This is a genomic window from Chryseobacterium sp. Y16C (assembly GCF_022488405.1).
GTDB classification, from domain to species: domain Bacteria; phylum Bacteroidota; class Bacteroidia; order Flavobacteriales; family Weeksellaceae; genus Chryseobacterium; species Chryseobacterium geocarposphaerae.
In genome coordinates this window covers 3,978,359-4,003,268 of record NZ_CP092711.1, presented here as the reverse complement: position 1 = coordinate 4,003,268, position 24,910 = coordinate 3,978,359, and the positions used below count along the sequence as shown (strand labels likewise).

At 35.6% G+C, this 24,910-nt stretch carries 21 protein-coding genes and 1 tRNA gene; 7 read left to right on the top strand and 15 right to left on the bottom strand.

The features are described from left to right. Positions 1–21: 21 nt before the first annotated feature. Positions 22–693: a TrmH family RNA methyltransferase gene (locus MKS83_RS18140; RefSeq protein WP_240580777.1), complete on the bottom strand. Its 672-nt coding sequence runs from the start codon at positions 691–693 to the stop codon at positions 22–24. 78 nt (positions 694–771) lie between these two features. Here MKS83_RS18140 and MKS83_RS18135 point away from each other — a divergent pair, with 78 nt between their 5' ends. Further along, positions 772–1,788 (top strand): asparaginase, encoded by a 1,017-nt coding sequence (locus tag MKS83_RS18135; protein ID WP_240580776.1) that lies wholly within the window; start codon positions 772–774, stop codon positions 1,786–1,788. Between the two features lie 57 nt (positions 1,789–1,845). After that, positions 1,846–1,932: transfer RNA gene (locus tag MKS83_RS18130), tRNA-Ser, on the top strand. 137 nt (positions 1,933–2,069) lie between these two features. Here the strand turns inward: MKS83_RS18130 and MKS83_RS18125 are convergent. Beyond that, on the bottom strand, positions 2,070–2,444 hold the full coding sequence (locus MKS83_RS18125) for a hypothetical protein (protein ID WP_240580775.1): 375 nt from the start codon (positions 2,442–2,444) through the stop codon (positions 2,070–2,072). Positions 2,445–2,597: 153 nt separating this feature from the next. Between MKS83_RS18125 and MKS83_RS18120 the strand changes: the two genes are divergently transcribed. The 3 genes from MKS83_RS18120 to MKS83_RS18110 all read left to right on the top strand — a co-directional run bounded on the left by MKS83_RS18120 (position 2,598) and on the right by MKS83_RS18110 (position 5,134). Then, entirely contained in the window at positions 2,598–3,350 is a 753-nt protein-coding gene (locus tag MKS83_RS18120; protein WP_240580774.1) for an SDR family oxidoreductase, read from the top strand. Positions 3,351–3,449: 99 nt separating this feature from the next. Then, positions 3,450–4,457, top strand: a complete 1,008-nt coding sequence (locus MKS83_RS18115; RefSeq protein WP_240580773.1) for a bestrophin family protein — start codon at positions 3,450–3,452, stop codon at positions 4,455–4,457. 11 nt (positions 4,458–4,468) lie between these two features. Continuing rightward, positions 4,469–5,134 carry a succinate dehydrogenase cytochrome b subunit gene (locus MKS83_RS18110; RefSeq protein ID WP_240580772.1) on the top strand — a complete coding sequence of 222 codons (666 nt, stop codon included), beginning with the start codon at positions 4,469–4,471 and terminating at the stop codon, positions 5,132–5,134. 132 nt (positions 5,135–5,266) lie between these two features. Here the strand turns inward: MKS83_RS18110 and MKS83_RS18105 are convergent, their stop codons facing one another. The 6 genes from MKS83_RS18105 to MKS83_RS18080 form a co-directional block, all read right to left on the bottom strand. After that, positions 5,267–5,959, bottom strand: coding sequence for a hypothetical protein (locus MKS83_RS18105; RefSeq protein ID WP_240580771.1), 693 nt, complete (start codon positions 5,957–5,959; stop codon positions 5,267–5,269). 88 nt (positions 5,960–6,047) lie between these two features. Continuing rightward, entirely contained in the window at positions 6,048–7,580 is a 1,533-nt protein-coding gene (locus MKS83_RS18100; RefSeq protein WP_240580770.1) for a M20/M25/M40 family metallo-hydrolase, read from the bottom strand. A gap of 180 nt (positions 7,581–7,760) precedes the next feature. Beyond that, positions 7,761–9,203, bottom strand: coding sequence for a TolC family protein (locus MKS83_RS18095; RefSeq protein ID WP_240580769.1), 1,443 nt, complete (start codon positions 9,201–9,203; stop codon positions 7,761–7,763). After that, the gene (locus tag MKS83_RS18090; RefSeq protein WP_240580768.1) at positions 9,190–12,384 is read right to left on the bottom strand and encodes an efflux RND transporter permease subunit; all 3,195 of its coding nucleotides are present in this window, start codon (positions 12,382–12,384) and stop codon (positions 9,190–9,192) included. The genes MKS83_RS18095 and MKS83_RS18090 overlap by 14 nt, the downstream gene beginning before the upstream one ends. A gap of 88 nt (positions 12,385–12,472) precedes the next feature. Next, entirely contained in the window at positions 12,473–13,555 is a 1,083-nt protein-coding gene (locus MKS83_RS18085; RefSeq protein ID WP_410679619.1) for an efflux RND transporter periplasmic adaptor subunit, read from the bottom strand. A 148-nt stretch (positions 13,556–13,703) separates the two neighbouring features. Continuing rightward, positions 13,704–14,093 (bottom strand): hypothetical protein, encoded by a 390-nt coding sequence (locus MKS83_RS18080; RefSeq protein ID WP_240580766.1) that lies wholly within the window; start codon positions 14,091–14,093, stop codon positions 13,704–13,706. A 381-nt stretch (positions 14,094–14,474) separates the two neighbouring features. On the opposite strand from MKS83_RS18080, the gene MKS83_RS18075 reads away from it, so the two are divergent. Together MKS83_RS18075 and MKS83_RS18070 are read left to right on the top strand one after the other, a co-directional pair. Next, positions 14,475–14,870 carry a hypothetical protein gene (locus MKS83_RS18075; RefSeq protein WP_240580765.1) on the top strand — a complete coding sequence of 132 codons (396 nt, stop codon included), beginning with the start codon at positions 14,475–14,477 and terminating at the stop codon, positions 14,868–14,870. A 30-nt stretch (positions 14,871–14,900) separates the two neighbouring features. Further along, positions 14,901–15,332: an META domain-containing protein gene (locus MKS83_RS18070; RefSeq protein ID WP_240580764.1), complete on the top strand. Its 432-nt coding sequence runs from the start codon at positions 14,901–14,903 to the stop codon at positions 15,330–15,332. Between the two features lie 56 nt (positions 15,333–15,388). On the opposite strand, the gene MKS83_RS18065 is transcribed toward MKS83_RS18070, so the two are convergent. The 7 genes from MKS83_RS18065 to MKS83_RS18035 form a co-directional block, all read right to left on the bottom strand. Next, on the bottom strand, positions 15,389–16,426 hold the full coding sequence (locus MKS83_RS18065) for an NAD(P)/FAD-dependent oxidoreductase (RefSeq protein ID WP_240580763.1): 1,038 nt from the start codon (positions 16,424–16,426) through the stop codon (positions 15,389–15,391). Positions 16,427–16,560: 134 nt separating this feature from the next. Continuing rightward, complete coding sequence (gene gldN, locus MKS83_RS18060; RefSeq protein ID WP_240580762.1) at positions 16,561–17,499, bottom strand: gliding motility protein GldN; 939 nt, start codon at positions 17,497–17,499, stop codon at positions 16,561–16,563. A gap of 18 nt (positions 17,500–17,517) precedes the next feature. Beyond that, positions 17,518–19,104 carry a GldM family protein gene (locus tag MKS83_RS18055; protein WP_240580761.1) on the bottom strand — a complete coding sequence of 529 codons (1,587 nt, stop codon included), beginning with the start codon at positions 19,102–19,104 and terminating at the stop codon, positions 17,518–17,520. Between the two features lie 52 nt (positions 19,105–19,156). Beyond that, positions 19,157–19,846, bottom strand: a complete 690-nt coding sequence (gldL, locus tag MKS83_RS18050; protein WP_240580760.1) for a gliding motility protein GldL — start codon at positions 19,844–19,846, stop codon at positions 19,157–19,159. A gap of 47 nt (positions 19,847–19,893) precedes the next feature. Continuing rightward, positions 19,894–21,312: a gliding motility lipoprotein GldK gene (gene gldK, locus MKS83_RS18045; RefSeq protein ID WP_240580759.1), complete on the bottom strand. Its 1,419-nt coding sequence runs from the start codon at positions 21,310–21,312 to the stop codon at positions 19,894–19,896. A 108-nt stretch (positions 21,313–21,420) separates the two neighbouring features. Beyond that, positions 21,421–23,274 carry a glutamine--fructose-6-phosphate transaminase (isomerizing) gene (gene glmS / locus MKS83_RS18040; protein ID WP_240580758.1) on the bottom strand — a complete coding sequence of 618 codons (1,854 nt, stop codon included), beginning with the start codon at positions 23,272–23,274 and terminating at the stop codon, positions 21,421–21,423. Between the two features lie 26 nt (positions 23,275–23,300). Further along, on the bottom strand, positions 23,301–24,905 hold the full coding sequence (locus MKS83_RS18035; RefSeq protein WP_240580757.1) for a DUF4270 family protein: 1,605 nt from the start codon (positions 24,903–24,905) through the stop codon (positions 23,301–23,303). Between the last annotated feature and the right edge of the window lie 5 nt (positions 24,906–24,910).

Genomic DNA, 24,910 nt, shown 5'->3' with positions numbered 1-24,910 from the left:
TAAAACTGAACTTTGCATTCGCTAAAAATTAACATTGTTTTCTTTCAAATATTTTTCAAAAATCTGATCACCACTTCTCATTGAATTGACTGCCCATCGAATTTTCATTCTCAGAAGTTTTTCTTCGTTAAGCTTATAATCAATACCTGACCTCATCAGTTTTTGTTTTAATTCATACAAACAGATCGAAGCTGCCACGGAAACGTTAAAACTTCTTGTAAAACCATACATAGGAATCGCTAAGGTCTCATCTGCAAAGTCTAAAATCTCCTGCGAAACACCTTCCATTTCGGTTCCAAAAACCAAGGCAATAGGTTGGGTAATTTCATATTCCGGCAAAAATTTAGCATTATTCTCCAACGATACTGCAACCATTTTATAGCCTCTGTCTTTGATCTTCTGGAAAGACTCCATATTTCGGGGAAGTTTTTCTACTTCAACCCAGGTATCCGCTCCTTTGGTCACTCTTAGATTGGGCTCAAAATTGTGTTCTTCCTGCAATGCCACCACTTTATGAAAAGCACATGCTTCCGTAGATCTGACAATTGCCGCCGCATTTCTAAACTGATACACATCTTCTAAGACCGGTAGTACAAAATCTGAACTTTCAGGAGCAAAATGTTCAATTTTTCTTAATCTTTCTTCCGTTAAAAACTGTTTGAGGTAATCGTATGTTTTTACTAAATCTTCCATTCATTTTCAAATCTTTGCAAATTAACGTAATTTTGAGGAATGAACCCGACAAAGGTCTAAATTCTTAATAAAAGTTACATGAAACGAAAAGTCCTGCTGATATATACCGGTGGAACCATTGGTATGGAAAAAGACTATGAAACAGGAAGTCTCCGCGCTTTCGACTTCGGAAATATTTTTGAAAAAATGCCGGAAATGAAGCTGATGGAATGTGAGGTTTCTCTTCACCCTTTTGCTGAGCCCCTGGATTCATCTGATATGGGACCCAAGGAATGGAGAATGATCGCTAATTACATCCATGAAAATTATCATAACTATGACGGATTTCTGGTTCTTCACGGAACCGACACGATGTCTTACACCGCTTCAGCATTAAGTTTCATGCTAAAAGGATTGCGAAAACCAGTGATTTTCACAGGCTCACAACTTCCTATCGGCGATTTGAGAACGGATGCAAAAGAAAATCTCCTGACAAGCTTATATTATGCAAGTTTGTATGAAAATAATGAAGCCGTCATTCAGGAAGTTGCTATCTATTTTGAATATAAATTATTAAGAGGAAACAGAACTTTGAAATATTCAGCAGAATTTTTTGATGCGTATGCAAGTCCTAACTATCCTATTCTGGGACAATCCGGAGTACATCTGAATATCATTAAAGACAATCTTTACCGTTGCGATCCAGACATAGAGTTTCATGTGGATGAACATATTTCTGAAGATATTCTTTTTTGGAGAATTTTTCCGGGAATGCATTTAAATCATTTTAAGGAAATTCCCAAAATGAAAGTCCTGATTTTACAGGTATTTGGATCCGGAACTATTTTCAGCAATGAAAAAACCCAGGAAACTCTGCAGGAAATAAGAAATAAAGGAACTGAAATTGTAGTGGTAAGCCAGTGTATTTCCGGAGGTATTTCGTTCGGAAAGTATGAAAACAGCAATGTTTTTTCAAGAATTGGAGCCATCAGCGGAAAAGATATGACGGCAGAATGCGCCATTACCAAAGCAATGCATCTCATTGACAATCCTGCATACAAGGGAAGCTTTGCTGAAAACTTCACAAAAAGCCTTTGTGGAGAAATTTCTGACTAATCTTTTATTAAAATTTGCAGATTCAATAAAATACTCTATTTTTGCAGTCTCGAATAAAGAAAGGTGTCCGAGTGGTTGAAGGAGCTACCCTGGAAAGGTAGTATACGGGTAACTGTATCGAGGGTTCGAATCCCTTCCTTTCTGCAAAAGCCGAAGGCTAACCGCTTTCAGAATGGTCAAAAAAGCAAAACCTGTATTCATGATGATTACAGGTTTTTTTATTTATGTCTTTGTCGATTTTCAAAACACTCAATAACGGATTTTTGAAAAAGCCACTCACTTTAATTAAGTTCAACATAAGATTCTTTGGCTACCTGCCATCTTTCTGATGAGTATTCCCAAATCAATGTAAAGAATTTAGGAGCCGAATTCCCATTTAATTCCAGATCACGGGTCATCACAACCATTCCCATATTTCCTTCACAAACAGCGTAATGAAACTCTGCTTTGGTAGAAAACGGTGTAGCTTTGGCATCGTTGTTTCCTTTAACAAAACTAACAAGCTGTTCTTTGTTCATAGTATCCACTGTGCCATCTTTACTGACTTTGACAATGAGTAAATTATCCGAATAAATTTGCTGCACGTATGGTACATTAAAATGCGTTGCTTCATAAATAAGTTGCTTCGTTAGTTCAATTAATTTTTTACTATCCATCTTTAAAATTTTAGAAAATGATTTAAACAGCCTCGATGGCTATTATTATACAAAGATGGATATAGTGCTTTTTTAAAAACTTAAACTGGTTTAAGTTTTTATGGTTTTTTTATTTTCAATTTTGCCTTGTTAACAATTATAAACAAAATCAGAATGAAAATTGTAATCATTGGAGGTACCGGACTTATAGGAAGCCAGGTAGCAAACATCCTGAAAAAGGATCATGAAGTAATCGTTGCATCACCTAATACAGGAGTAAACACTATTACCGGCGAGGGTCTTGAGGAAGCTCTTAAAAATGCTAATATTGTTATTGATGTTTCCAACTCACCATCATTTGATGATGAGCCGGTAATGAATTTTTTCAAAACTTCAAACCAAAATTTACTTCCGGCAGAAAAAAGCGCAGGAATACAACATCACATTGCCCTGTCAGTTGTTGGAACAGATAAATTACAGGAAAGCGGATATTTTCGCGCCAAGCAGGTTCAAGAGAATTTAATTAAAGAATCAGGAGTACCTTTTACTATTGTACATGCTACTCAATTTTTTGAATTTGCCGGTGGTATTGTAGCTACAAGCACATCGGAAGGAAAAGTAAAACTTTCGAATGCATATATCCAACCTATAGCAAGTGCCGAAGTAGCCGCATTTGTTGCTCAAATAGCAACTGAAAAACCAGCTAATAAAATTCTTGAAATAGGCGGACCGGAACGGTTTCAATTAGATGAGTGGATAAAACAATATATTCTATCAACTCAAAAATCTTTGGAAGTCGAAACAGATGTTAATGCTCCCTATTCAGGTGCAATATTGGAAAAGACAACACTTACCCCTGAGAATCCGGTGTACTTGGGAACTACCGAATATTTAGCCTGGATTTCCAAACCTGAAAATCAACGATGATATTGATGAATATCTGTTGTTCCGACCTAAATAAAGTCTAACAATTAAAATCACAGGTATGTTAAAAGCCTACGATTTAATGAATCAATAGTAATACTGATGTATATAGGTAAATCATACAATATCTTTGAGTTTCTGACATGGACAAAAGCAAAAATTTACACCCTGCTCTTTTTAGGTTTTATTCCAGTATGCCTTTATCACATTTTTGGAGTAAAATGGGTTGCAATTCCATGGTCGGTCATTGCAATGTTGGGAACTGCTACTGCGTTTATATTAGCCTTCAAAAATAACCTAAGTTATAACCGGTCTCTAGAAGCACAGGAGGTCTGGACCACTATTTTATCAAATAGCCGTTCCTGGGGGTTGGTAAGCCAAGATTATATAGAGAATAATGAAGCCTCAAAGACTCTTATTTATAACCATTTAGCTTGGATTACTGCATTGCGCTATAGTATGAGAACATACCAAAGCTGGGAAACAACAAATAAAAAACATAACATAAATTATCGTAAACACTTTAAAATTCCTGAACAGCAAACAACCCTTGAAGAAGAGCTGGCTGAATATGTGAAACCTGAAGTGCTTGAGAATATTCTTAAGGCCAGAAATATTGCAACCTACATTATGAGCCTGCAAAGTAAAACCCTGAAGTCTCTTTATGAAAAACAGGAAATCACAGTAGCACATTTTATTGATATGGAAAAATCAATTAAAGAGTTTTACAATCTACAAGGAAAAAGTGAACATATTAAACATTCACCGTTTCCACGACAGTATAATATTATTAATAATCTTCTGATACAATCATTTTCATTTTTATTGCCATATGGGTTGCTGGCAGATTTTAATAAACTCAATGATAGTGTTGACGGATTTATGAAAGGAAATATGATCTGGCTCATCATTCCTTTCAGCTGTCTGATTTCCTGGCTATATGCTTCTATAGCGCAAGTAGGTGAAAATACCGAAAATCCATTTGAGGGAGGCGCCAATGATGTTCCAATATCTCAAATTAGTTTTCAGGTGGAAGCTGAATTGAGGGAAATACTGGGCGAAGCGAGTATAAAAGACCTGAGTATACACCAAAATAACATCATTTTATAAAATTGATAACAATGTCAAAAAGTATATTAAACAGTTCCATAGGCAGGAAAATAATAATGGCATTAAGCGGCTTATTTTTGATAAGTTTTCTGATTGTACACGCCTCGGTAAATGCACTGATTTTCTTTAATGATAAAGGCAAGATATTCACTATTGGGGCACATTTTATGGCTACAAATCCTATCATCCGAACTATTGAAGTTGTTCTGATTGTCGGCTTTATCATTCATATCGTTCAAGGGCTTACTCTTTGGAGAAAAAACAGAAAGGCCCGGTCGGTTCAATATTTTTATAAAGATAACACACCCCGTGTTACATGGTATAGCAAAAGCATGACTCTACTTGGTACTTTGATCTTACTTTTCCTAATTATTCATACACAAAATTTTTGGATTCCTAATCGGATTCATCAGTTTCAATATGATGAAGAGCTTCCCCTATATAAAATGATTATTGAAAAATTTCAAAGCCCAGTTGAGGTCATAATTTATTTGATAGGCTGCTTTTCCCTTGCGTGGCATTTGCTACACGGATTTCAAAGTGCATTCCGTTCCATAGGGATTACTCATGAAAAATATACTTCTTTGATTCTTAAATTTTCATATGGATTTGCGGTTATAATTCCTTCAATCCTGGCAATAATGCCCGTTTCTATTTATTTTGGATGGATAAAATAGGTACATGAAAAATGAAGCAAAAAACAGCAAATCCCTTTTGCAAAAAAATCCTGATCAATGATCAGGATTCTTCGTTTGAAAAATTTCAAACTACAATTTAGTTATTAGTTATATGAATGTTTAGGTTTAAAATTAATTACAGATGGTTAAGAACTGATCCTTCATCTGTACTTTAAATTTGGCTTCGGATTTTAATTTTGAGTACATCATAAGCTCAAAGGCCTGAACTTCCTTTAATTTTTGGTCTATAAATTCTGCAATCTGAACTACCGAAAAAATAAAGTCCCTATATGCTGCAATATCAACGGTTTTCCCAAAAACAGGAAGATAAGCTTTAAGAAAAGGAATGGTAGACTGATGCTGATTATAGTTTACACACAATCCGGCCCCATCTCTGAAAGTAATGACTTCTTTGTCATTTATAAAATCAAACACACTGTTAGTATCCTTGATATTCTTTTTAGTAATGTGTTTGTTTATTTTATCTAAAATATGCTGTGCATATTCCATCATGGTTATGGTTTTCCATTCAAAAAGGTGATTCATTCCTTTTGAAATGTGTTTGTTATTTTGATCACAATTGGTACAAAATGAAATTCCTATTTTCTCATAATACGGAAAGAAACAGTCTTTGATCTGAATAGACGCATCTGCCTGAAGTTTGTCTTTAGCAAAATTGTAGTATACATAAGGGCTGTACAAATTTACCAACTGATTCAAATAATCAACTTCAGAGGTGTTACGGTATTCTTCAAACCATTTTTCCAGATTGTTATAATATTGAGCTTCAAATTCTTTATAGGTAAGATAAAACGGCAGTTCCATAGCTTTGTAATTTTGATACTACAAAACTATTCTGCTAATGCGACAAAACTTGACGTATTAAAATAAACCCTAAAAAAATTTAAAATTTTTATTTATCGTAGTTCTTCATAATGAATTCAAAGTAGTGAATCATCCTAAGATAGTTCTCAATACTTATATATTCATTGGTACTGTGAATACTTTGCTGTTCAAAACCATTAATCTTAATTGGCATAAACCGGTAAATATGGTCGCTAACAATCTGATATTTGTATGCATCTGTACCTCCTACTGTAAGGTAAGGAGTCACTACAGCCTCAGGATAAATTTGTTTCACACCCCCCTGAATCATTTTATAAGCCCGGGTATTTGTTGATGAAACTGCTGAGGCTTCACGGGTATTGTCTATTTCTTCCACTTCCACATCAAAACCTTCGGTAGCTTTGGCAATATGCTGCTTAACATCTTTAACGGTATTTCCGGGAAGCAATCTAAAATTAACCACAAATTCCACTTCAGGAGAAAGAACATTTGTTCCGTCACTTCCCTTCATCATCGTAAGTGCTGTAGTCGTTCTTACCAAAGCATTTGTCGTGTTATTTTTTGTAAGCTGTGAGAGTAATACAGGTTTCAGCAGCCATGTGTTTGCAATGGCCATTCTGTTGACAAATGGCATTCCACCTCCTACATTATTAAAAAACTCCTGCATTGAAGGGGTAATCATAGGCTTCATCTGATTTTTTTCAAGCCGCTGCATAATGATCGCAGCTTTACCAATTGCACTTTCTGTTGGCGGCATAGAAGAATGTCCCCCCAATCCCTTTACTTTTATTTTGGCTGAAAGAAATCCTTTTTCCGCGCACCCTACAACAGCAACATCATTGTTAATTCCTGCGACATTTCCTTTTTCTAAAATGAGACCTCCTTCATCATAAACGGCATCAAATTTTAAACCCAGCTTCTTAAAGTGCGCGGCAATCTGAGTGGCTCCCTTTTTCCCTCCAACTTCTTCATCAAAGCCAAAAGCCAGATAAATATCCCTTTCAGGTATTATTTTATTTTCAATGATATTATTTGCAGATTCCATTAAAGAGAAAAGCATCCCTTTCATATCCAGAGTTCCCCTTCCATAAATTTTACCATTGGCGATTGCTCCTGAAAACGGGCCATACTCCCAATCTTTTGCCACTTTTGATACACGTGGTGCAGGTTTATCATTAAGTTGACTGACATTTTCATTCTTATTGACCACATCCGCATCACCCGGAGGAACAACATCAATATGGGATAAAAATAATATCGGAGCCAAAGAACTATTTTTTCCTTTTATTTTAAATATCAGTGCATACGTATTAATTTCATAGTTTTCGGTATTTTGATACACCAAAGGATAAGATTCATTTAAGTAGCTCTTAAATTTTTCAAACGGAGCGTAATCAAAATCACCTAATTCCCCTGTAGAAACTGTAGGTATTCGTATTCCTCCCGACAGATGCTGAACTGCAATATCATTACGTACAGGATTCCAGGCTTTTTCAACAGAAGCTTCATTTTTTTTAAATGGATAAGTGAGGGTTCTTATTATTAGGAAAATAACTAAGATTACAAGTACGGCTAAGAGAAGTAATAGTATTTTTTTCATGATAATCGGTTTGGTAGATAAATATACAAAACCCTTTTCATAATTCATCTATAGAGAAGTTAATATTAATTATCAGCAACTTACACTGATTTTCAAATTACATCCTCATTTTCTTCAATACAACAAAAGAGACCGCCAAATATGACGGTCTCCAAAAATAAAACATTAAGGATTTACAAATCACTTCCAGCCTCCGCCTAAGCTCTTGTAAATATCTACAACTGTACTCAGCTGTTTCTGTTTTGCTTCCACCAGCTCCATTTTTGCATCCAAGGCATCTCTCTGGTTCAGAAGAACTTCCAGATAATCCGCTCTTGAATTTCTAAATAACTGATTAGCAATATCTATTGATTTCTCCAAAGCCTGTGTTTCTTCAGACTTCAGTTTATAATACTGATCAATATTTTTCACTTTCGACATCAAATTAGCCACATCCAAATAAGCGTTCAGAATCGTCTTATCATATTCGTACAAAGCCTGAATCTGTTTAGCATCCGCAGTCTGAAAATTAGCTTTAATTGCACTTTTATTAATAAGTGGTCCGGCTAACTCACCTGCTAAATTATAAGCAATTGATTCCGGCATTTTCACCAGATAAGAGGGTTTAAATGCTTCTAAACCTAATGTTGCCGATATTTCCAACGAAGGATAAAACTCTTTTCTTGCTGCTTCTACATCCAATTTTGATGATTTCAATTCCAATTCTGCTTGTTTGATATCAGGGCGGTTGGCCAATAACTGTGACGGAATTCCCGTATACACCGTTTGCGGAATCGTAGTCATAAAATCTTCCTTCGTTCTTACAATCGGTTGTGGAAAACGACCGCAAAGCGCATTGATCTCATTCTCTTTTTCCGTAATTTGCTGACGGATCGTATATTCTGTCGCTTTGGATTTTGCCAGTTCTGCTTCGAATTTTTTTACCGCCAATTCAGTTGCGGCTGCAGCTTCTTTCTGAATTTTTGAAATTTCCAAAGCTTTTTGCTGAAGCTTGATATATTGCTGAATAATATCCAGCTGATTATCCAAAGCAAGCAATTCATAATAATTATCAGCAACTTCTTCGATCAGGTTGGAAAGGACAAAATTCTTTCCTTCCACCGTCGAAAGATAATGTGCCACGGCAGACTCTTTTTCTGTTCTTAATTTTTTCCAGATATCAATTTCCCAGTTGGCCGTCAAACCGCCTTCAAAATTTCCAAGCGGATCCGGCATTTCTTTTCCTGGCTCGATTTCCGTAGTTGCGTCACCGGCTCCTTCACTTGTATAGCGTCCAGATTTTTTTAGTCCTGCCCCCACTCCGGCGGTTACAGTTGGCGTTAATCTTCCTTTTTTAGCTAAAACACCACTTTTTGCGATCTCAATTTCCTGCAAAGTGATCATCAGCTCCTGATTATTCTTTAGTGCAGTTTCTATTAAAGTAACTAAATTCGGATCAGTAAAAAATTGTCTCCAAGGTGTTGTTCCGCTATTATTGTTCGCGTCACCCTGATCTTCCTGATTAAAGCTCTGAGGTACATTTTCCTTTACCTCGTCTTTTATCACGGTCGCCATTGGCGCCTTACAACTTGCTAAAACAAGTGATAAGGCGATGGCTGCTATATATTTATTATAAATCTTCATGTTTGTCATCGTGTTGGTACGGTTCTGTTTGTTCTGTTAAAGGATTTTCTTCTTCATATCTGGCCAATCTGGATTTCTCAGCGATCGTTCCGAAGATGTAGTACAATCCAGGAATGATCATTAATCCGAAAATAGTTCCGATCAACATCCCTCCTGCTGCTGCTGTACCGATCGTTCGGTTACCAATCGCACCCGGTCCGGTAGCCATTACCAGTGGAATCAAACCAGCGATGAACGCAAATGATGTCATCAAGATCGGACGGAAACGGATTGCCGCTCCTTCAATGGCAGCCTGTGCTACAGGAATTCCTTCTTCCGCTTTTTTCTGAACGGCAAATTCCACGATCAATACGGCATTTTTACCTAATAGACCAATCAACATCACCATTGCTACCTGAGCATAAATATTGTTTTCTAATCCTAATAATTTCAAACATAGGAAAGCCCCGAAAATACCCGTCGGCAACGATAAAATTACCGGCAACGGAAGAATGAAACTTTCATACTGTGCAGATAGAATTAAATAAACGAATCCTAAACACACTAAGAAAATGAATACCGCTTCATTTCCACGACTTACCTCATCCTTGGAAATACCTGCCCAGTCTATCCCAAAACCTCTCGGAAGCGTTTTATCCGCAACTTCTTTGATTGCTGCAATCGCCTGTCCGGAACTGTACCCCGGAGCCGGAGTTCCACTTACCTCTGAAGAGTTATACATATTATGTCTCGTGATCTCCGATAAACCATACACTTTTTCCAAATGCATGAAATCTGAATACGGAACCATCTGGTCTTTATCGTTTTTCACATACAACTTCAATAAATCCGTCGGTAAGGCACGATATTGAGGTCCTGCCTGAACAATTACCTTATAGGGTCTGTCGAAACGGATGAAACTCGTCTCATAGTTGGAACCAATTAAAGTTGATAAATTGTCCATCGCATTTTCGATCGTTACTCCTTTTTGCTCGGCAAGGTCGTTATCTACTCTCAACATATACTGAGGGAAACTCGCAGAATAGAATGTAAATGCAGATCCCAGTTCAGGACGTTTTTTCAGTTCCTTTACAAAATCGTTACTTACCTGCTCCATTTTGTGATAATCTCCACTTCCCGCTTTATCCAAAAGACGAAGCTCAAAACCACCTGCAGCACCATAACCCGGAATTGACGGCGGCTGGAAGAATTCTATATTTGCACCCGGAATATTTTTAGCTTTTTCTTCAAGTTTTTCAATGATTTCCGCGGCGGATTCTTTACGGTCTTCCCAGCTTTTAAGGTTAATCAAACAAGTACCGGAGTTGGAACCTGTACCTTCTGTAAGAATCTCATAACCAGCCAATGAAGAAACAGACTGTACTCCGTCAATATCTTCAGATTCTCTTAATAATTCCTTTGCAATCTGGTTGGTTCTCTCTAATGTTGAGCCCGGCGGCGTCTGGATAATCGCATAAATCATCCCCTGATCTTCCGCAGGAATAAACCCTGATGGAAGTGAATTGCTCAGGAAGAATGTAGCAGCACAGAAAGCTAATAATAAAGGCAAAGTGATTGTTTTTTTCTTTACCGTTTTATTCAGCATTCCTTCATATTTATTGGCTCCTTTTGTAAATAATCCGTTGAATTTATCAAGGAAAATAGTGATTGGAGTTCTTCTTTTTGCTTTTCCGTGGTTATTTTTTAGAATTAAAGCACATAAAGCCGGAGTCAGTGTCAAAGCTACAACCCCTGAAAGGATAATCGCAGAAGCCATTGTAATGGAGAACTGACGATAGAAAACCCCAACCGGACCGGACATAAATGCAATCGGAATAAATACGGATGCCATTACCAAGGTGATTGCAATAATCGCCCCGCTGATTTCATGCATTGCTTCTTCTGTTGCCTTTAATGGAGACAAATGTTTCTCTTCCATCTTGGCGTGAACGGCTTCAATAACAACAATCGCGTCATCGACCACAACCCCGATTGCCATTACGAGGGCAAATAGCGAGATCATGTTTAATGTAATTCCGAAGGCGGACATTACAGCGAAAGTTCCCACCAACGACACCGGAACCGCTAAAGCCGGAATTAATGTTGAACGCCAGTCTCCCAAGAACAAGAATACCACGATTGCTACCAAAACGAAGGCTTCAAATAGTGTGTGAACTACCTTTTCGATGGATGCATCTAGGAATCTTGATACATCATAACTGATATCGTAGTGCATTCCTTTCGGGAAAGTTGTTTTCTGCAATTCTGCCATCAAAGATTTTACGTTTTTGATAACGTCACTTGCGTTGGAACCATACGATTGTTTTACCGTGATCGCAGCAGAAGGTTTACCATTCAATGTAGAATAAATATCATACATTGAAGAACCGAATTCGATATCGGCAACATCTTTCAGTCGGATAAATTCTCCGTCTGGTTTTGCTTTAAGGATAATATTTCCGTAATCCTTTTCATTATTGAAACGACCCGGATATTTTAAAATATATTCAAATGACTGCGAACGCTTTCCGGAACTTTCCCCTGTTTTTCCGGGAGATGCTTCCAAACTCTGTTGATTCAACGCTTCCATTACTTCGTCTGCCGAAATGCTGTAAGCCGTTAATCTGTCCGGTTTAAGCCAGATACGCATTGCATATTCTCTTGTTCCTAGGATATCCGCGAAACCAACTCCGCTTACCCTTCTCAATTCGGACATCACGTTGATATCGGCATAGTTGAAAAGGAATTTCTGGTCAGCTTTAGGATCATCACTATACAAGTTAATATACATCAACATGTTAGGTTCTTCACGGGTAATTTTCACCCCTTCACGAACTACCAAAGGCGGCAATTTATTAACCACCGAAGATACACGGTTTTGCACGTTTACGGCTGCTACGTTCGGGTCTGTTCCCAAGTCGAAAACTACCTGAATAGAAGCTTCCCCGTCGTTTCCTGCGTCGGAAGTCATATATTTCATTCCCGGCACCCCATTTAAACCTCTTTCCAATGGAATAACCACGGATTTAATCAACAATTCGTTGTTGGCTCCCGGATATTCTGCGGTGATGTTTACTTTTGGCGGTGAAATGGACGGAAACTGTGTCACTGGAAGTTTTACCAAAGACAAGACTCCCATAAATACGATAATCAAAGAGATTACGATAGACAGAACAGGTCTGCGAATGAATTTCTTAAACATAAAAATAATATCAATTATTAATGATGAATGATAAATGATGAATTTGAACAGTTTTGATGATCAATGATCACTTATCAGTTATCGTATTCTACTCTGCTTTTAATTTCAATGATTGAAGAACTTTTTTCGGATCCTGAGCTTTAACCTGAACTTTCTGATCGTCTTTCACTTTCTGAACTCCCTCCAACAAGATTCTGTCTCCTGTGGACAATCCTGAACCCACAACATAAACATCCGGAAGCTCATAAGCCACCTTAATATTTCTGGATTTTGCCACTCCGTTTTTATCCACTACAAAAACATACTTCTGATCCTGAATTTCGTAGGTTGCTTTTTGAGGAATAATTAAAGCGTTTTTCAATGGCAAAGTCATTCTTACCTTTCCTGTTTCTCCGTTTCTCAATAATTTTGCCGGGTTTGGGAACTTAGCTCTGAACGCAATATTTCCTGTTTCGCTATCAAATTCACCTTCAATGGTCTGAACTTCTCCTTTTTGTGGAAAAATATCTCCGTTTGCCATCACCAAAGAAACCTGATTGCTTCCTCTTGATGCTGCATTGGTCTGATAAGAAAGGTATTCCGGTTCTGAAACGTTGAAATACGTATAAACATCGTTGTTATCAGAAAGAGAGGTCAATAAGTCCCCTTCATCCACCAAACTTCCCAGTTTCAAAGGAATTCTGTCGATAATCCCTGAAAAAGGAGCTTTAATATCTGTAAATGACAAGTGTATCTGTGCCAATTTAGCTTCTGCATTTGCCGCATCCAATTTAGCTTTTGCCATTGCTCTTTCGTTTTTGGAAACGATGTTGTTACTGGCTAATGTACTCGCATTTTTTAGTTCAATCGTAGCCTGGGCAACTTCTGCCTGGGCCTTCAGCAACTCTGCCTGATATAATTTCGGCATAATTCTGAACAATGTCTGACCCTGATGAACAAACTGACCCTCGTCTACGAAAATCTTCTCCAGGAAGCCTTTCTCCTGTGCACGAACTTCGATGTTCTTTACAGATCTGATCTGAGCCACATATTCTTTGTCAATCACCGTATCCATTACTACCGGACTGGTTACAGGATAAACTGCAGCTTCTTCTTTTTCTTCTTTTTTCTTGTTACAACCTGTGAACAATAAAAGACTGCTTAGCGCAATGCTTGCGACAACTCTTTTAATCATAATTTCTAGAGTTTATGTAAATCGTTAATGTTTTAAATATGAAAATGGTAATAAGAGAATTTGCGGTGTGATGATTACCAACAAAGCACAACGCATGACATTCCTGCTGAAAAACCAGCAGCAACTAAAATTCGAAAAATGCAGTTTAAATTCTGATAGAACGTATCAGAATGAATCTTTTCACTGAGGAAAAGTCTGATAAAAAGCCATGAATAGAAGGCTTAAGTTTTTTGAAACTTTTTAACCCAAAAATATATACCAATGTGAAAACACTGGCAAAAACAACCATTGCCTCAAACGTATCAGACAGCTGGAAATCATCTTCAGCAAGTTCTAATGAATAAGCATTGCTTATATCATCTGGGGTCTGCTGTATCGAAAGTTTTTCGTAGGTCTGATTGAGTCGGTTTGCTCTTTTAGGTAAATTATGAGAGGAATGAGTATAGTCATTTCTTAAAGTTTTGACATTGATCTTGCTTTCCACTACGAATAGCAGAAAAAGACTGGTCAAAAAATATACTATATAATTCCTCATAATTTGAAGGCACAAATGTAAGTCTTAGTTTGTATACATTTTGAAACAATTTCATGACAAATGACATATATTAACAATATTTAACTTTCCTTTAAATATGCTGAATAAAACCAACTGAATTACGAAGGACAAAATCCCAATAAAGAGAATTATTATTTTAAATTTGATTTTCAGTATTTTATATTTTAAATCTTATAAAAACGCTTTAAAAACAGAAGAATTTATAAAAAAAACAGAGAATCATAAGATATTTAAAAATTAAAAAAATCGATTATTTTAAAAACAACCATATAATTTATAATAAATTAACAGATTTTATCTAGAAAAGTAATAACTTTGCCAAACAAATCACACCAATGAAACACACAAAAACAAATTATTATGAAAAAAAAGGTTCTATTTTCAATATTCTTCATTCTTGCACTTACCGCCATCTCATGTAAGCATTCTACAAAAGAAAATGAAATCGTAGCTACAAAACCTTCTGTGGAAATAGCTAAAGACAGTATTACCAGAGCTACTTTTGTAGATGATTTTGGAGATCAGATGGAGGTGATGATCAATCATACTCAAAGCACAGCCAAAGTATTTCTTAATGGGAAAACGTATGAGATAAAAAAAGTTGATGAGCTTCCGGAATATACAGCAGCCAATGAAGAATACCAATATTCTGATATTCACGGAAATATAACATTTCTAAAAAAGGACGCGGATATGGTTTTGTTTCATTACAAAAAGAATAAGGAAAACGGCCAGACAAAAATGGCTTCTTACTAACAATGACCATTTCAATTTAAAATATATAATATGAAAAATCTACACAACTACATTATTATTTTCATCTTATCAATATTTCTTTTTTCTTGTAATACTGCAAAGCAGTCATCTAAAAATGATATTACAGGAAAAACATGGAAACTTACCGAACTCAATGGAAGGCCTATTCAGCTTAAAAATCCTAAAAACAATCCTTATTTCAAACTTAACACGAGCGATATGAGGTATGAAGGGCATGCCGGATGTAATGGTATCGGAGGAACCTTTGAAATAAAGCCGGACATTATGCGTATAAAATTCAACCAGGGAATGTCTACAATGATGGCTTGTGAAGATTTGGAAACTGAACAATTATTTTCAAAAGCTCTGTTAGCTGCAGATAATTATTCTGTAAACGGTAATATCCTTACTCTTAACAAGGCAAGAATGGCTCCTTTGGCGAAGTTTGTTCTCAGCAATTAACACAAAATTCATATATAGTAAAATATCGAGACATTACTGCCTCGATATTTTTTATTTTAATCTGTGAATCTTTCCCGACTCACTTCAGTTGGCAATGGGGAATTGTTTTCCATAAAATCATATAATACTTTGGAAAAATAGCATCCATTTAATATTCCTCTTGCTCCCAATCCGTTAAACACAAACATATTTGGGTGCTCAGTATGTACTCCTATAATAGGCCTTCTATCTTTTACGGTAGGCCGGAATCCGAAATTAACTTTTTTTATTTCAAAATCATAAGGATAAAATTCAGCTAAACCATTCGTTAATTGTTGTATGGCAGAATCATCTATATGGCTATGAAGTTGTTCCCGATCATAAGTCCCTCCATAAAAATACAAATCATTTTCTAATGGAAATAAAAAGTGTTTCTTTTTAATCGTAATATTCTGGGCTAAAGCTTTGGATAATTTAACTTTGATATGATGTCCTTTATTCGCATTCACAGGAATATCTGAAAAAAAAGGATTTTCCTTCACTCCCATCCCTTCACAAAAAATAATTTTTTTGAAATTAAGCTCTTTGTAAACAGATTTTTCGGTATTCACTTGGGAATAATCGAATTTTTCTTTGATCAGTTGTGATCTTTTTTCAAGAAAATCAAATATACCCATGAAAAATCCATTAACATTAAGTCGGGCAGATTGGTTTACCTTTCCTGTATTAAAATCGTTTTTTACACCCTCTATGTGATCAAAATTTTTATCTAAAAAATTAATCAGGTCTAAATTTTCAGATTTCTTTAACCAAAGCTTCTGTTCATTTTCGTCATGAAAAATCCTGTGGATAGGAGCTTCTATTAAATAATTTTTTCCCGTATAAGTTTCAATCTCCTTTAATGAATCTTTTAAAAAATCTATTTGTTCCTGAGCTTTCCAAAAAGTAGTAAATTTCTTTAAAACCACCGGATTAATAATGCCAGCAGAAATCTGCGACGCACTTTTTTTCCCTTCAGAGAACATCACAAAAGATTTATTGTTTTTAATCAATTGATGCGCTAAAAAAACACCTGCATATCCGTCACCAACAATTATATAGTCTACATTTTTCATATTAAAATCTTCTTAAAAGGCTTCAACTTCTACGTACTTGCTTCATCATTTCCATTTATAACAAAGGGTACAATTTCAGAATAAAAAAACCTGAGTAAAAATACTCAGGTTTTTTATATGAATCAAATGAAATATTAATAATTCCACAATTCGTTTTCCATTTCAAGAATCTGTCCTTTGATTCTATCACTTTCTTCAATTTGTTCTTCAGCATTTCTAGGGACATAATCCTTAATGCTTCCGTCTCCTAAGCCGCTTGATGACTTATAGATTACAGAAGAGAATCTTCTTGCGTTAATGATATCATCGAAAGACAAATCAGCTGCTGAATTCTTTCTGTTGAAAACATAATTATTTGCTAAAATATCTCTTGCTTTTGGATAGTATACCCAGAATAGATCAATCAATTCATCTTTACCAGCAATTGCTTTTCCTTCAGCATCATAAACTCCTTGAACAGCAGGATCTGGTCCCATCGCAGCAATACCAAGAGGTCTGTACTTCATTTGACCATCTCTCTTGTCAATGAACCACATACCCATAATTTTCAACACTTTAACTTTATCAGTTGTTGTTTGAAAATAATCAGTGTACTCCTTTTTTTCCTGCTCAGTTAATTGTCTTCCAGACTGTAAAATATCAATTGCAGCATCGTTTAGAACTACTTTTTCAAGTCTTTTCTTGATTCCTTCAGGAGAAAGTTTTGTAGTGAAGTCCTCATCATCATATACTTCCTCTATTTGACCGCTCAATGCAGCATCTAATAATATTTGATATAGAGATCTTGTATTTTTTGACAAAAGACCGTTAGGATTATCATAGTAGAATGGCTGATTGATTTTATCATTCAAATCTATAATTTCCCATACAAACATACTTTTTAATACGTCTTTATCATCTACAAAACCGTACTCTAGTGGCTTTACTTTATTACTAATAACAGTATCTCCCACTTTTCTCATATTTTCAGCTCTCATCTGTCTGAATTCTTCCGGAGAAGAAGCATTTAGAATAGTCTGAGATAATGCAAACCCAGAAACTAGAACTAAAAGACTGCTAATATATTTTTTCATAATAATTGCTATTTAAACTTATGGAACATGTATAATAATTGGAGTGATTCTCTTAATAGGTCCTTCCAATCCTTGAGCTGTCGCCTTTATTTCAATAATTGATACATCATCACCCGGTCTAACATTTTTCAACAATCCTGCAGCGTCTTGTAACGAATTTCCTTTTACAAGCATTGCTGCTCTACCTGGAATTCTTACCATAAACTCAGTTACTGTAAATGATACAGGGAAATCAAAGTCAGGAATTGCTGCTTGAACAGTCTGATTTTGAATAGACGTAGCCGGCATCGTCAATACATTTTGGCCTCTCATTTGTCCTTGAGGTGGCGGTACATTTTTAATTCTGTATTCAAATACTTGAGATACAACTTTACCGCTAGGTTCTTTACCTGATAAGGTCAATTTAACAACATTTCCAGCCTGTGGTTTTACAATCCATTTACCAGGACCAGTACTTCTTACTAAAGCACCAGGAGCAGATAAGCTAAGTTTAGAGTTATCAGCACCTAAGATAGATCCAGATACCGGGTTTTCCAAACCTCTATACATTACATTCATCTTATCAGCAGAAAGTAATAATCCTTTTTCAAGTTTTACTTCTTGCGGACCTGCGATTACATTATAAGTATGAGTCCAAGTGAAAGGTTGTGCTTTTCCGCTAGCATCAGTTAATGTAATTACACCACCAATTTTGTGTTCTCCTAATCCTCCAGTATTTAAAGGAAGGAATCCTTTACCATTCTCCTGTCTGCTAACACCACTGATGTTAATCTTATTACTATTAGAATAGTTACCTAACATTACAACAGCTTCAGCTTTATTACCTGCAACGATATCCGTTGGGGCAGAAACAATAGCTTCATAACTAGTAAATTTGATACTCGCATCTACTTTCTCCTGAAGCATTAACGCCAATGCATCAGACTGTACGTTTCTTGCATCATTCTGAATAATTCCTAAGTTAGAAATCGCTGCAATAAGCGGTTGGTGATAGAATTTATTCTGAAACCAAGTCTTCCCGTTCGGAGATTTTCCTTGAGGATATTCTGCAATTAAAGAAGCGTTTGCTCTTTCAACCAATTTTGCCAACTGTGGACTTCCTCCAAATGTAGCGTTGATATAATTTCTTACATCATCAATTTTAGCTTTTAATGCCAAAGCTTTTTTTGACGGACTGTTTTCGTCTCCTCCGTTGAAGAAGTATTCTGTAGTCGCTTCATTATTATTCAATGCAGAGAAGTTCTCACTTACATCCATGTCTTTCCCGCTCTCATCTTTATCGTGGAATTCTGAATGTTTTTTAAGTGTAGTTTTTACTTCTTCTGCTTCTTTTACCAAACCATCAATTTTATCTCTCAATATTTGATATTGTGCCCAAGGTTCTGCATAAGTATCAGGAACCTGCTGAGCTTTAGCCTCAAGTGTCTTTTCGAAGATATCCTTGTTCTTTTGTTCCGTTAAATTACGGGTTTGGTTAAGAGATATTGTAGAGTCATAAAACGACCTGATAATTTCAACATCAATGTTTAGGGCCATCATCGCGATGAACACCAAATACATTAGGTTGATCATCTTCTGACGTGGAGTCTGTTTTCCTTTTGCCATTCTCTTTTCTTTTGTTTGATTAAATAATTAAAATTTAGAAATGGTTAAGAAATTAAGACTTCATCGCAGTTAACATACCGCCATAAACTCTATTCAAATTATTTAAATTAGACGTTAAGCCTTGTAACTCTTGGTTGAATTTTTCAGATTGTTCAGCAGATTTTTGCATATCTTCAACATATTTGTTTGCAAATTCTGATTGTCTCTTTCCGCTTTCCAACTGCATTGCGTAAAGAGCATTCATACTTTCCATATGTTGAGCAGCTTTATTCAACTGTTCATTATATTTATGAGTAGAAGCAGATACGTCTACTGTTTGGTTGATCTGATCTACAGAGTTTGAAAATTTATCGATTCCTGCTCTTAATCTATCAAATAGTTGAACATCAAGTTTAGCATCCTGTAACATTTTGTCAAGTTTACCAGAAAGCGAGTTTTCAAGTTCTGCTATATGATTATTATTTCTGGTAGAAACATTAGAATGTAACGGGTTAGGATTTGCATGCTTATCTAATAATTCAGGATAAACATTCTCCCAAGCATAAGACTCTTCATTTTTCGGTGGGTCGAAGGCAAAAATGATGAAGATGATAGCTTCAGTAATAAGTCCTACTGTAAGAGCAATATTACCATTGATAGGTCCCAGTGTAATGTGAGTAATTTTAAGCCAAGCTCCAAGAATTACAATTGCAGCACCGAATGAATAGAAGAAATTCATCCAAGCATCTTTAGTCTTAAACATATAAGTTAGTTTTTTTTAATGTTAGTGTAAATTAGTTTTATTGGTTTTTATCTGTTTATCTTTCTTGGCTTTACTGCAGCTTCAGGGATATCCTGTACTGTTCTAAATCCAATATAACTTCTTGCAGAATCTTTTCTTTCCCAATCTCTCATACCTGTCATCAACATATACCCTACATCTTTCCAAGAACCTCCTCTTACAGATTTTCTAGTATCTGATTTATCTTTAGTAGATGGGTTAAGCGTAGATGTAAACACTGCAGATGAATTATTGTATCCTGATTCTGTCCATTCAGCTACGTTTCCAGCCATATCATATAACCCGAATCCGTTCTTTTTGAATTTCTTTACAGGAGCAGTGTATGTATAAGTACCTTTTTTCTCATCCTCCATGTAATTACCTCTTTTTGGCTTGAAGTTTGCAAGATAACAACCTCTGTCATCCATTAAATAAGGCCCTCCCCAAGGATAAGCTGCATTTTCTTTTCCTCCTTTTGCAGCATATTCCCATTCAACTTCTGTAGGAAGTCTGAAAATCAAAGGTCTTTGCTTTCTTCTTTTTAAGCTTTCGTTGTAATCAGATTTTAATTTAGTTCTGAAGTTACAATAAGCTCTTGCCTGATCCCAAGTTACTCCAACTACAGGATAGTCTTTATATGCCTTATGCCAGAAGTATTGTTCAAATAATGGCTCGTTATAAGTAAAGTGAAAATCTTTTACCCAAACTGTTGTATCAGGATAAATTGCAATACTTTCTCTTTTTAAATAATTTGCTCCTCTCTCATTATCCGCAATCGCTGCATCTGTATCTCCCCACTGATAAGTATACTTTAATTTACTTACATCCAGGATTCTTTCGTTTCCAACTCTAGAAGAAGCTGGCAAATACATCGATTCTAAAACCTCTGCATATTCTACATCCGGATACTTTGAGGTATTCCAGTGCAATGGAATTTTCCAGTCTAATTTCTTACTTGCATCGTAAGTGTCGTCATTTCCGCCACCCTGGCCTTCTAAATATTCTTGATATGGTGTTAAGTTGTCTTCTTTTTTAGCTAAATAAGCATAGTCTCCGATACTAGCTCCTTTACCTTTTCCATCACCTCCTTCACCAGCTGCTTCAGCAAGTAATGTTCTAGCGATAGAGTCTCTTACATAATTAATGAACAGTCTGTATTCTGCATTAGTAGTTTCAGCTTCATCCATGAAGAACGAAGAAACTGTTGTGGTTTTCAATGGTGCTTTCTCAGCAGAATTTGTTGGATCCTGATCTGCCATACCCGCAATAAACGAGCCTGCAGGAATCGCAACCATACCATACGGTCTTTCCGCAACAAATGATTTTGCTTTTTCTCTTGGTATCAATTCTCCTTTCGTTCCTGGTTTCCCTACAGAAGAAGTACCACCACCTGAACAAGATACCGACGCTACTGACGCAGACAATAATAAAAGAAATATCCTTTTCATGTTAATTTTTATAATTAAGCCGTAAATATATAATTTTTTTAAGAAACTTTTAAGATTTTTTTTGAAATAACGGAAGAAATCTAAATTTATTTTATTTACACCAAATTTTTATTCCACAGTTACAGATTTTGCAAGGTTTCTTGGCTGGTCTACATTTGCTCCTCTATACACTGCAATATAATATGCTAATAACTGTAAAGGTACTGATGCAACGATGGGTGAAAAGCATTCTGAGGTTTCAGGGATTTCAATAACATAATCTGCCATTTCACTTACTTGAGTATCTCCTTTATTCACAACAGCAATAATTTTTCCTTTTCTTGCTTTAATTTCCTGAACATTGCTTACAATCTTATCATAATGTCCCTTCTTAGGAGCAATAATAACGATTGGCATATTTTCATCAATTAAGGCAATCGGACCATGTTTCATCTCTGCAGCAGGATATCCTTCTGCATGAATATAAGAGATTTCTTTTAACTTCAATGCCCCTTCTAATGCTGCAGGATAGTTATATCCTCTTCCTAAATACAGGAAGTTGGTAGCATTTACAAAGTCTTTTGCAATATTTTGAACTAGCTCATGTGTTGAGCTTAAAACATCTTCAATTCTTTTAGGAATAGCCTCTAACTCGGCAATTAAGCTCATGAAATCTGCGTTTCCTAAGTTTCCGTTATGTTTACCTAACTTAAATGCTATTAAAGTAAGAATGGTTAACTGCGCAGTAAAAGCTTTTGTAGAAGCAACTCCGATTTCAGGACCTGCATGGGTATATGAACCTGCATCAGTAATTCTTGCAATAGAAGAATCAACAACATTACAAATACCATATATAAATGCTCCTTTTTCTTTAGCTAATTTTAAAGCGGCCATAGTGTCCGCAGTTTCCCCTGACTGAGAAATTGCAATTACAACGTCTTTATCGGTAATGATTGGGTTTCTATATCTGAATTCCGAAGCATATTCTACTTCAACCGGGATTCTCGCATATTCTTCAATTAAATATTCACCGATAAGACCAGCATGCCAAGATGTACCGCAAGCAATAATGATGATTCTGTTTGCGTTTTTAAACCTTTCAATATGATCCCAGATTCCTGCCATTTTGATAACGCCTTCATCTACAAGAAGTCTCCCTCTCATTGTATCATGGACAGATTTTGGCTGTTCGAAAATTTCTTTCAACATGAAATGTTCATACCCTCCTTTTTCTATCTGCTCTAAACTTAATTTAAGCTCCTGAATTTCAGGCTCAATTTTAGAATTATCATTGATAGTTCTTATGTCTACTCCATTTTCCAACGAAATGGTAGCCATGTGCCCTTCTTCCAGATAAATTGCTTCTTTTGTAAATTCTACAAAAGGTGAGGCGTCAGAAGCAATAAAATATTCGTTTTCACCAATACCGATTGCTAAGGGAGACCCTAATCTTCCAACTACTAATATCCCTGGAAAATCCTCATGCATTACTGTAATAGCATATGCACCATATACTTCATTAAGTGCATACCTTACTGCAGTAGGAAAATCCATTTCTGAATTTAAATCCATAAAATACTGGATAAGATTTACTAAAACTTCTGTATCGGTCTCCGATTTGAAGTTGAAACCTTTTTCAGTAAGCATTGTTTTAATAGTATCATAGTTTTCAATAATACCATTATGGACAAGTGCAATCTTATTATTATTTGAAAGGTGAGGGTGGGAATTTCTATCACTAGGAACACCATGTGTAGCCCAACGAGTATGCCCCATACCTATTTTAGCGGTACCTTTCAATGCCTCAGAAATCTTTACTAAATCATCTACTTTCCCTTTAGTTTTCTCAACTTCAAATTTATTGTTACCATCTTCTAAGACAATTCCAGCACTGTCATATCCTCTATATTCTAATCTTCTAAGACCGTTGATAACAATATCATACGCATCCTGAAACCCTGTATATCCTACTATTCCGCACATATTTTTCTCGTGTTTTTATATGTATTTTATTTTTTACTGTGAACAACTAAAAGTTGTATCTTTTTATCACTAAATGATGGATCATTTCCAATCAAGACAACTCTTTCTGGTGAAAAAGTTCTTTGTGTATACTTCGGACCAGCTAAAACTGCTGAAGATGTAGGGGTGAAATTCCCTAAATCGATTTTAAAATATTTATCTGCGTAGCCTTCTCCAGTTTCAACAATATCTTTCAAAGATTTTGTAATTGTAAAATCATAATGTGTAGGATTTTTATCTAAATCGTATACTTTATATACCGCAAAATTTAGAGAACCGCTTAAATTTAGCATATCTGTTGTAAATGCAGTTGTTTCTTTACCATTAGCATCTTTGTCTTTTTGTATTATGGTAAAAGAATCGGCCCCTGGTCTTTCGTACTGACTCGCTAAATTAGAGTATCCGTTATTCCAACTTGGATCAGAATAAATTCTGATTCTAGCTCCAATAATTGCCGCTTTATTGTCCTGATACAATTTCTTCAAATCCTTAATAGTATTTTCCGGAATTCTTATCCCAATTGAAGGGCCTCCCATTCCTTGAACATATAATTTAGCATCTCCTTTTTCTTTATCTCCAATAACAAAATTCTTAAATTCTGTATCCGTTCTATCATATTCATAATGGCCAATATGAGTATTAGCCGCCCCCATCGTAAATTTATACGTAGATTGAGGTCTTGTAGTTGTACCATTTTCTGTTTTGTCATTCTTATAGTACATGATCAACTCTATATCATCAGGATTAAATTGAAATAAATATCCATCGCTCTCTGCAACAGAAATCTTTAATCCTCTAAAATATCTGATAAAATTAGAAACATCCTTAAGATCAGAAGAACTTGCATGGTCTATAATTTTAGTTTGAAAGAAAGTTGCTTTCAAAGGTATTCTTAGTCCAACAGCTGAAGATGTATATATTGAGGTTCCATCAGAATCTTTAGTAATAGTAACCGAATTCACATTACCATTAAATACTTTGCTTCCAAGTTCTTCCGAAAAAGATGCAAAATTTTGATTTGAGTATGCTATATCATTTTGCCCGTTAAGAAAATCCTGAACTTCATTTACTTTAATTGTAAATTGAGGAGTAGCTCCATTTATTTCAGTTTTCCCATATTTATAAACAGGATAAGTATTCACAACTTTTTTAGCTTCAATATCACCAAATTTATATCCATTATCTTCTTCGGTAGTTGTAAGTAATGATGTATCATAAATCGGTTTTACAACTAACACTACAGAATCAACCGTTGCATTTGTTCCAAAATCCGGACTATAGCTTGGTAGACGTAACTGTGTTAAATAAGATGCCCTTTGCATTCCAAACTGACCTTCTTTAAAAGCTCCTAATACGGCTTTTCTCGTAGAACCAATAATCGTATACATTGTAGATGCATCACTGCGAATACTGTCGTTGTTATCAATATTATAAGCAATAACATCATAAGGTGTTTCATTCCCCTGGGCTGCATCATTTAAAAATAATTGTTCTCCCAAAGCATCTGTTTCAGGTTCACAATTGTATAATAATACACTTCCAAAAATCGCCATAAATAAAATGGCGAAAGTTCTTTTAATAGTATAAGTCATTAAAA

Excerpts from the sequence above, each read along its gene's own strand:
- MKS83_RS18120 (WP_240580774.1), top strand. The coding sequence starts at position 2,598 with ATGAAAATTGTAATCATTGGAGGTACCGGACTTATAGGAAGCCAGGTA.
- MKS83_RS18125 (WP_240580775.1), bottom strand. The coding sequence starts at position 2,444 with ATGGATAGTAAAAAATTAATTGAACTAACGAAGCAACTTATTTATGAA.
- gldN (WP_240580762.1), bottom strand. The coding sequence starts at position 17,499 with ATGAAAAAATATATTAGCAGTCTTTTAGTTCTAGTTTCTGGGTTTGCA.
- MKS83_RS18110 (WP_240580772.1), top strand. The coding sequence starts at position 4,469 with ATGTCAAAAAGTATATTAAACAGTTCCATAGGCAGGAAAATAATAATG.
- MKS83_RS18100 (WP_240580770.1), bottom strand. The coding sequence starts at position 7,580 with ATGAAAAAAATACTATTACTTCTCTTAGCCGTACTTGTAATCTTAGTT.
- MKS83_RS18055 (WP_240580761.1), bottom strand. The coding sequence starts at position 19,104 with ATGGCAAAAGGAAAACAGACTCCACGTCAGAAGATGATCAACCTAATG.
- MKS83_RS18035 (WP_240580757.1), bottom strand. The coding sequence starts at position 24,905 with ATGACTTATACTATTAAAAGAACTTTCGCCATTTTATTTATGGCGATT.
- MKS83_RS18105 (WP_240580771.1), bottom strand. The coding sequence starts at position 5,959 with ATGGAACTGCCGTTTTATCTTACCTATAAAGAATTTGAAGCTCAATAT.
- MKS83_RS18070 (WP_240580764.1), top strand. The coding sequence starts at position 14,901 with ATGAAAAATCTACACAACTACATTATTATTTTCATCTTATCAATATTT.
- MKS83_RS18115 (WP_240580773.1), top strand. The coding sequence starts at position 3,450 with ATGTATATAGGTAAATCATACAATATCTTTGAGTTTCTGACATGGACA.
- MKS83_RS18065 (WP_240580763.1), bottom strand. The coding sequence starts at position 16,426 with ATGAAAAATGTAGACTATATAATTGTTGGTGACGGATATGCAGGTGTT.
- gldK (WP_240580759.1), bottom strand. The coding sequence starts at position 21,312 with ATGAAAAGGATATTTCTTTTATTATTGTCTGCGTCAGTAGCGTCGGTA.
- MKS83_RS18140 (WP_240580777.1), bottom strand. The coding sequence starts at position 693 with ATGGAAGATTTAGTAAAAACATACGATTACCTCAAACAGTTTTTAACG.
- gldL (WP_240580760.1), bottom strand. The coding sequence starts at position 19,846 with ATGTTTAAGACTAAAGATGCTTGGATGAATTTCTTCTATTCATTCGGT.
- MKS83_RS18080 (WP_240580766.1), bottom strand. The coding sequence starts at position 14,093 with ATGAGGAATTATATAGTATATTTTTTGACCAGTCTTTTTCTGCTATTC.
- MKS83_RS18090 (WP_240580768.1), bottom strand. The coding sequence starts at position 12,384 with ATGTTTAAGAAATTCATTCGCAGACCTGTTCTGTCTATCGTAATCTCT.
- glmS (WP_240580758.1), bottom strand. The coding sequence starts at position 23,274 with ATGTGCGGAATAGTAGGATATACAGGGTTTCAGGATGCGTATGATATT.
- MKS83_RS18135 (WP_240580776.1), top strand. The coding sequence starts at position 772 with ATGAAACGAAAAGTCCTGCTGATATATACCGGTGGAACCATTGGTATG.
- MKS83_RS18075 (WP_240580765.1), top strand. The coding sequence starts at position 14,475 with ATGAAAAAAAAGGTTCTATTTTCAATATTCTTCATTCTTGCACTTACC.
- MKS83_RS18095 (WP_240580769.1), bottom strand. The coding sequence starts at position 9,203 with ATGAAGATTTATAATAAATATATAGCAGCCATCGCCTTATCACTTGTT.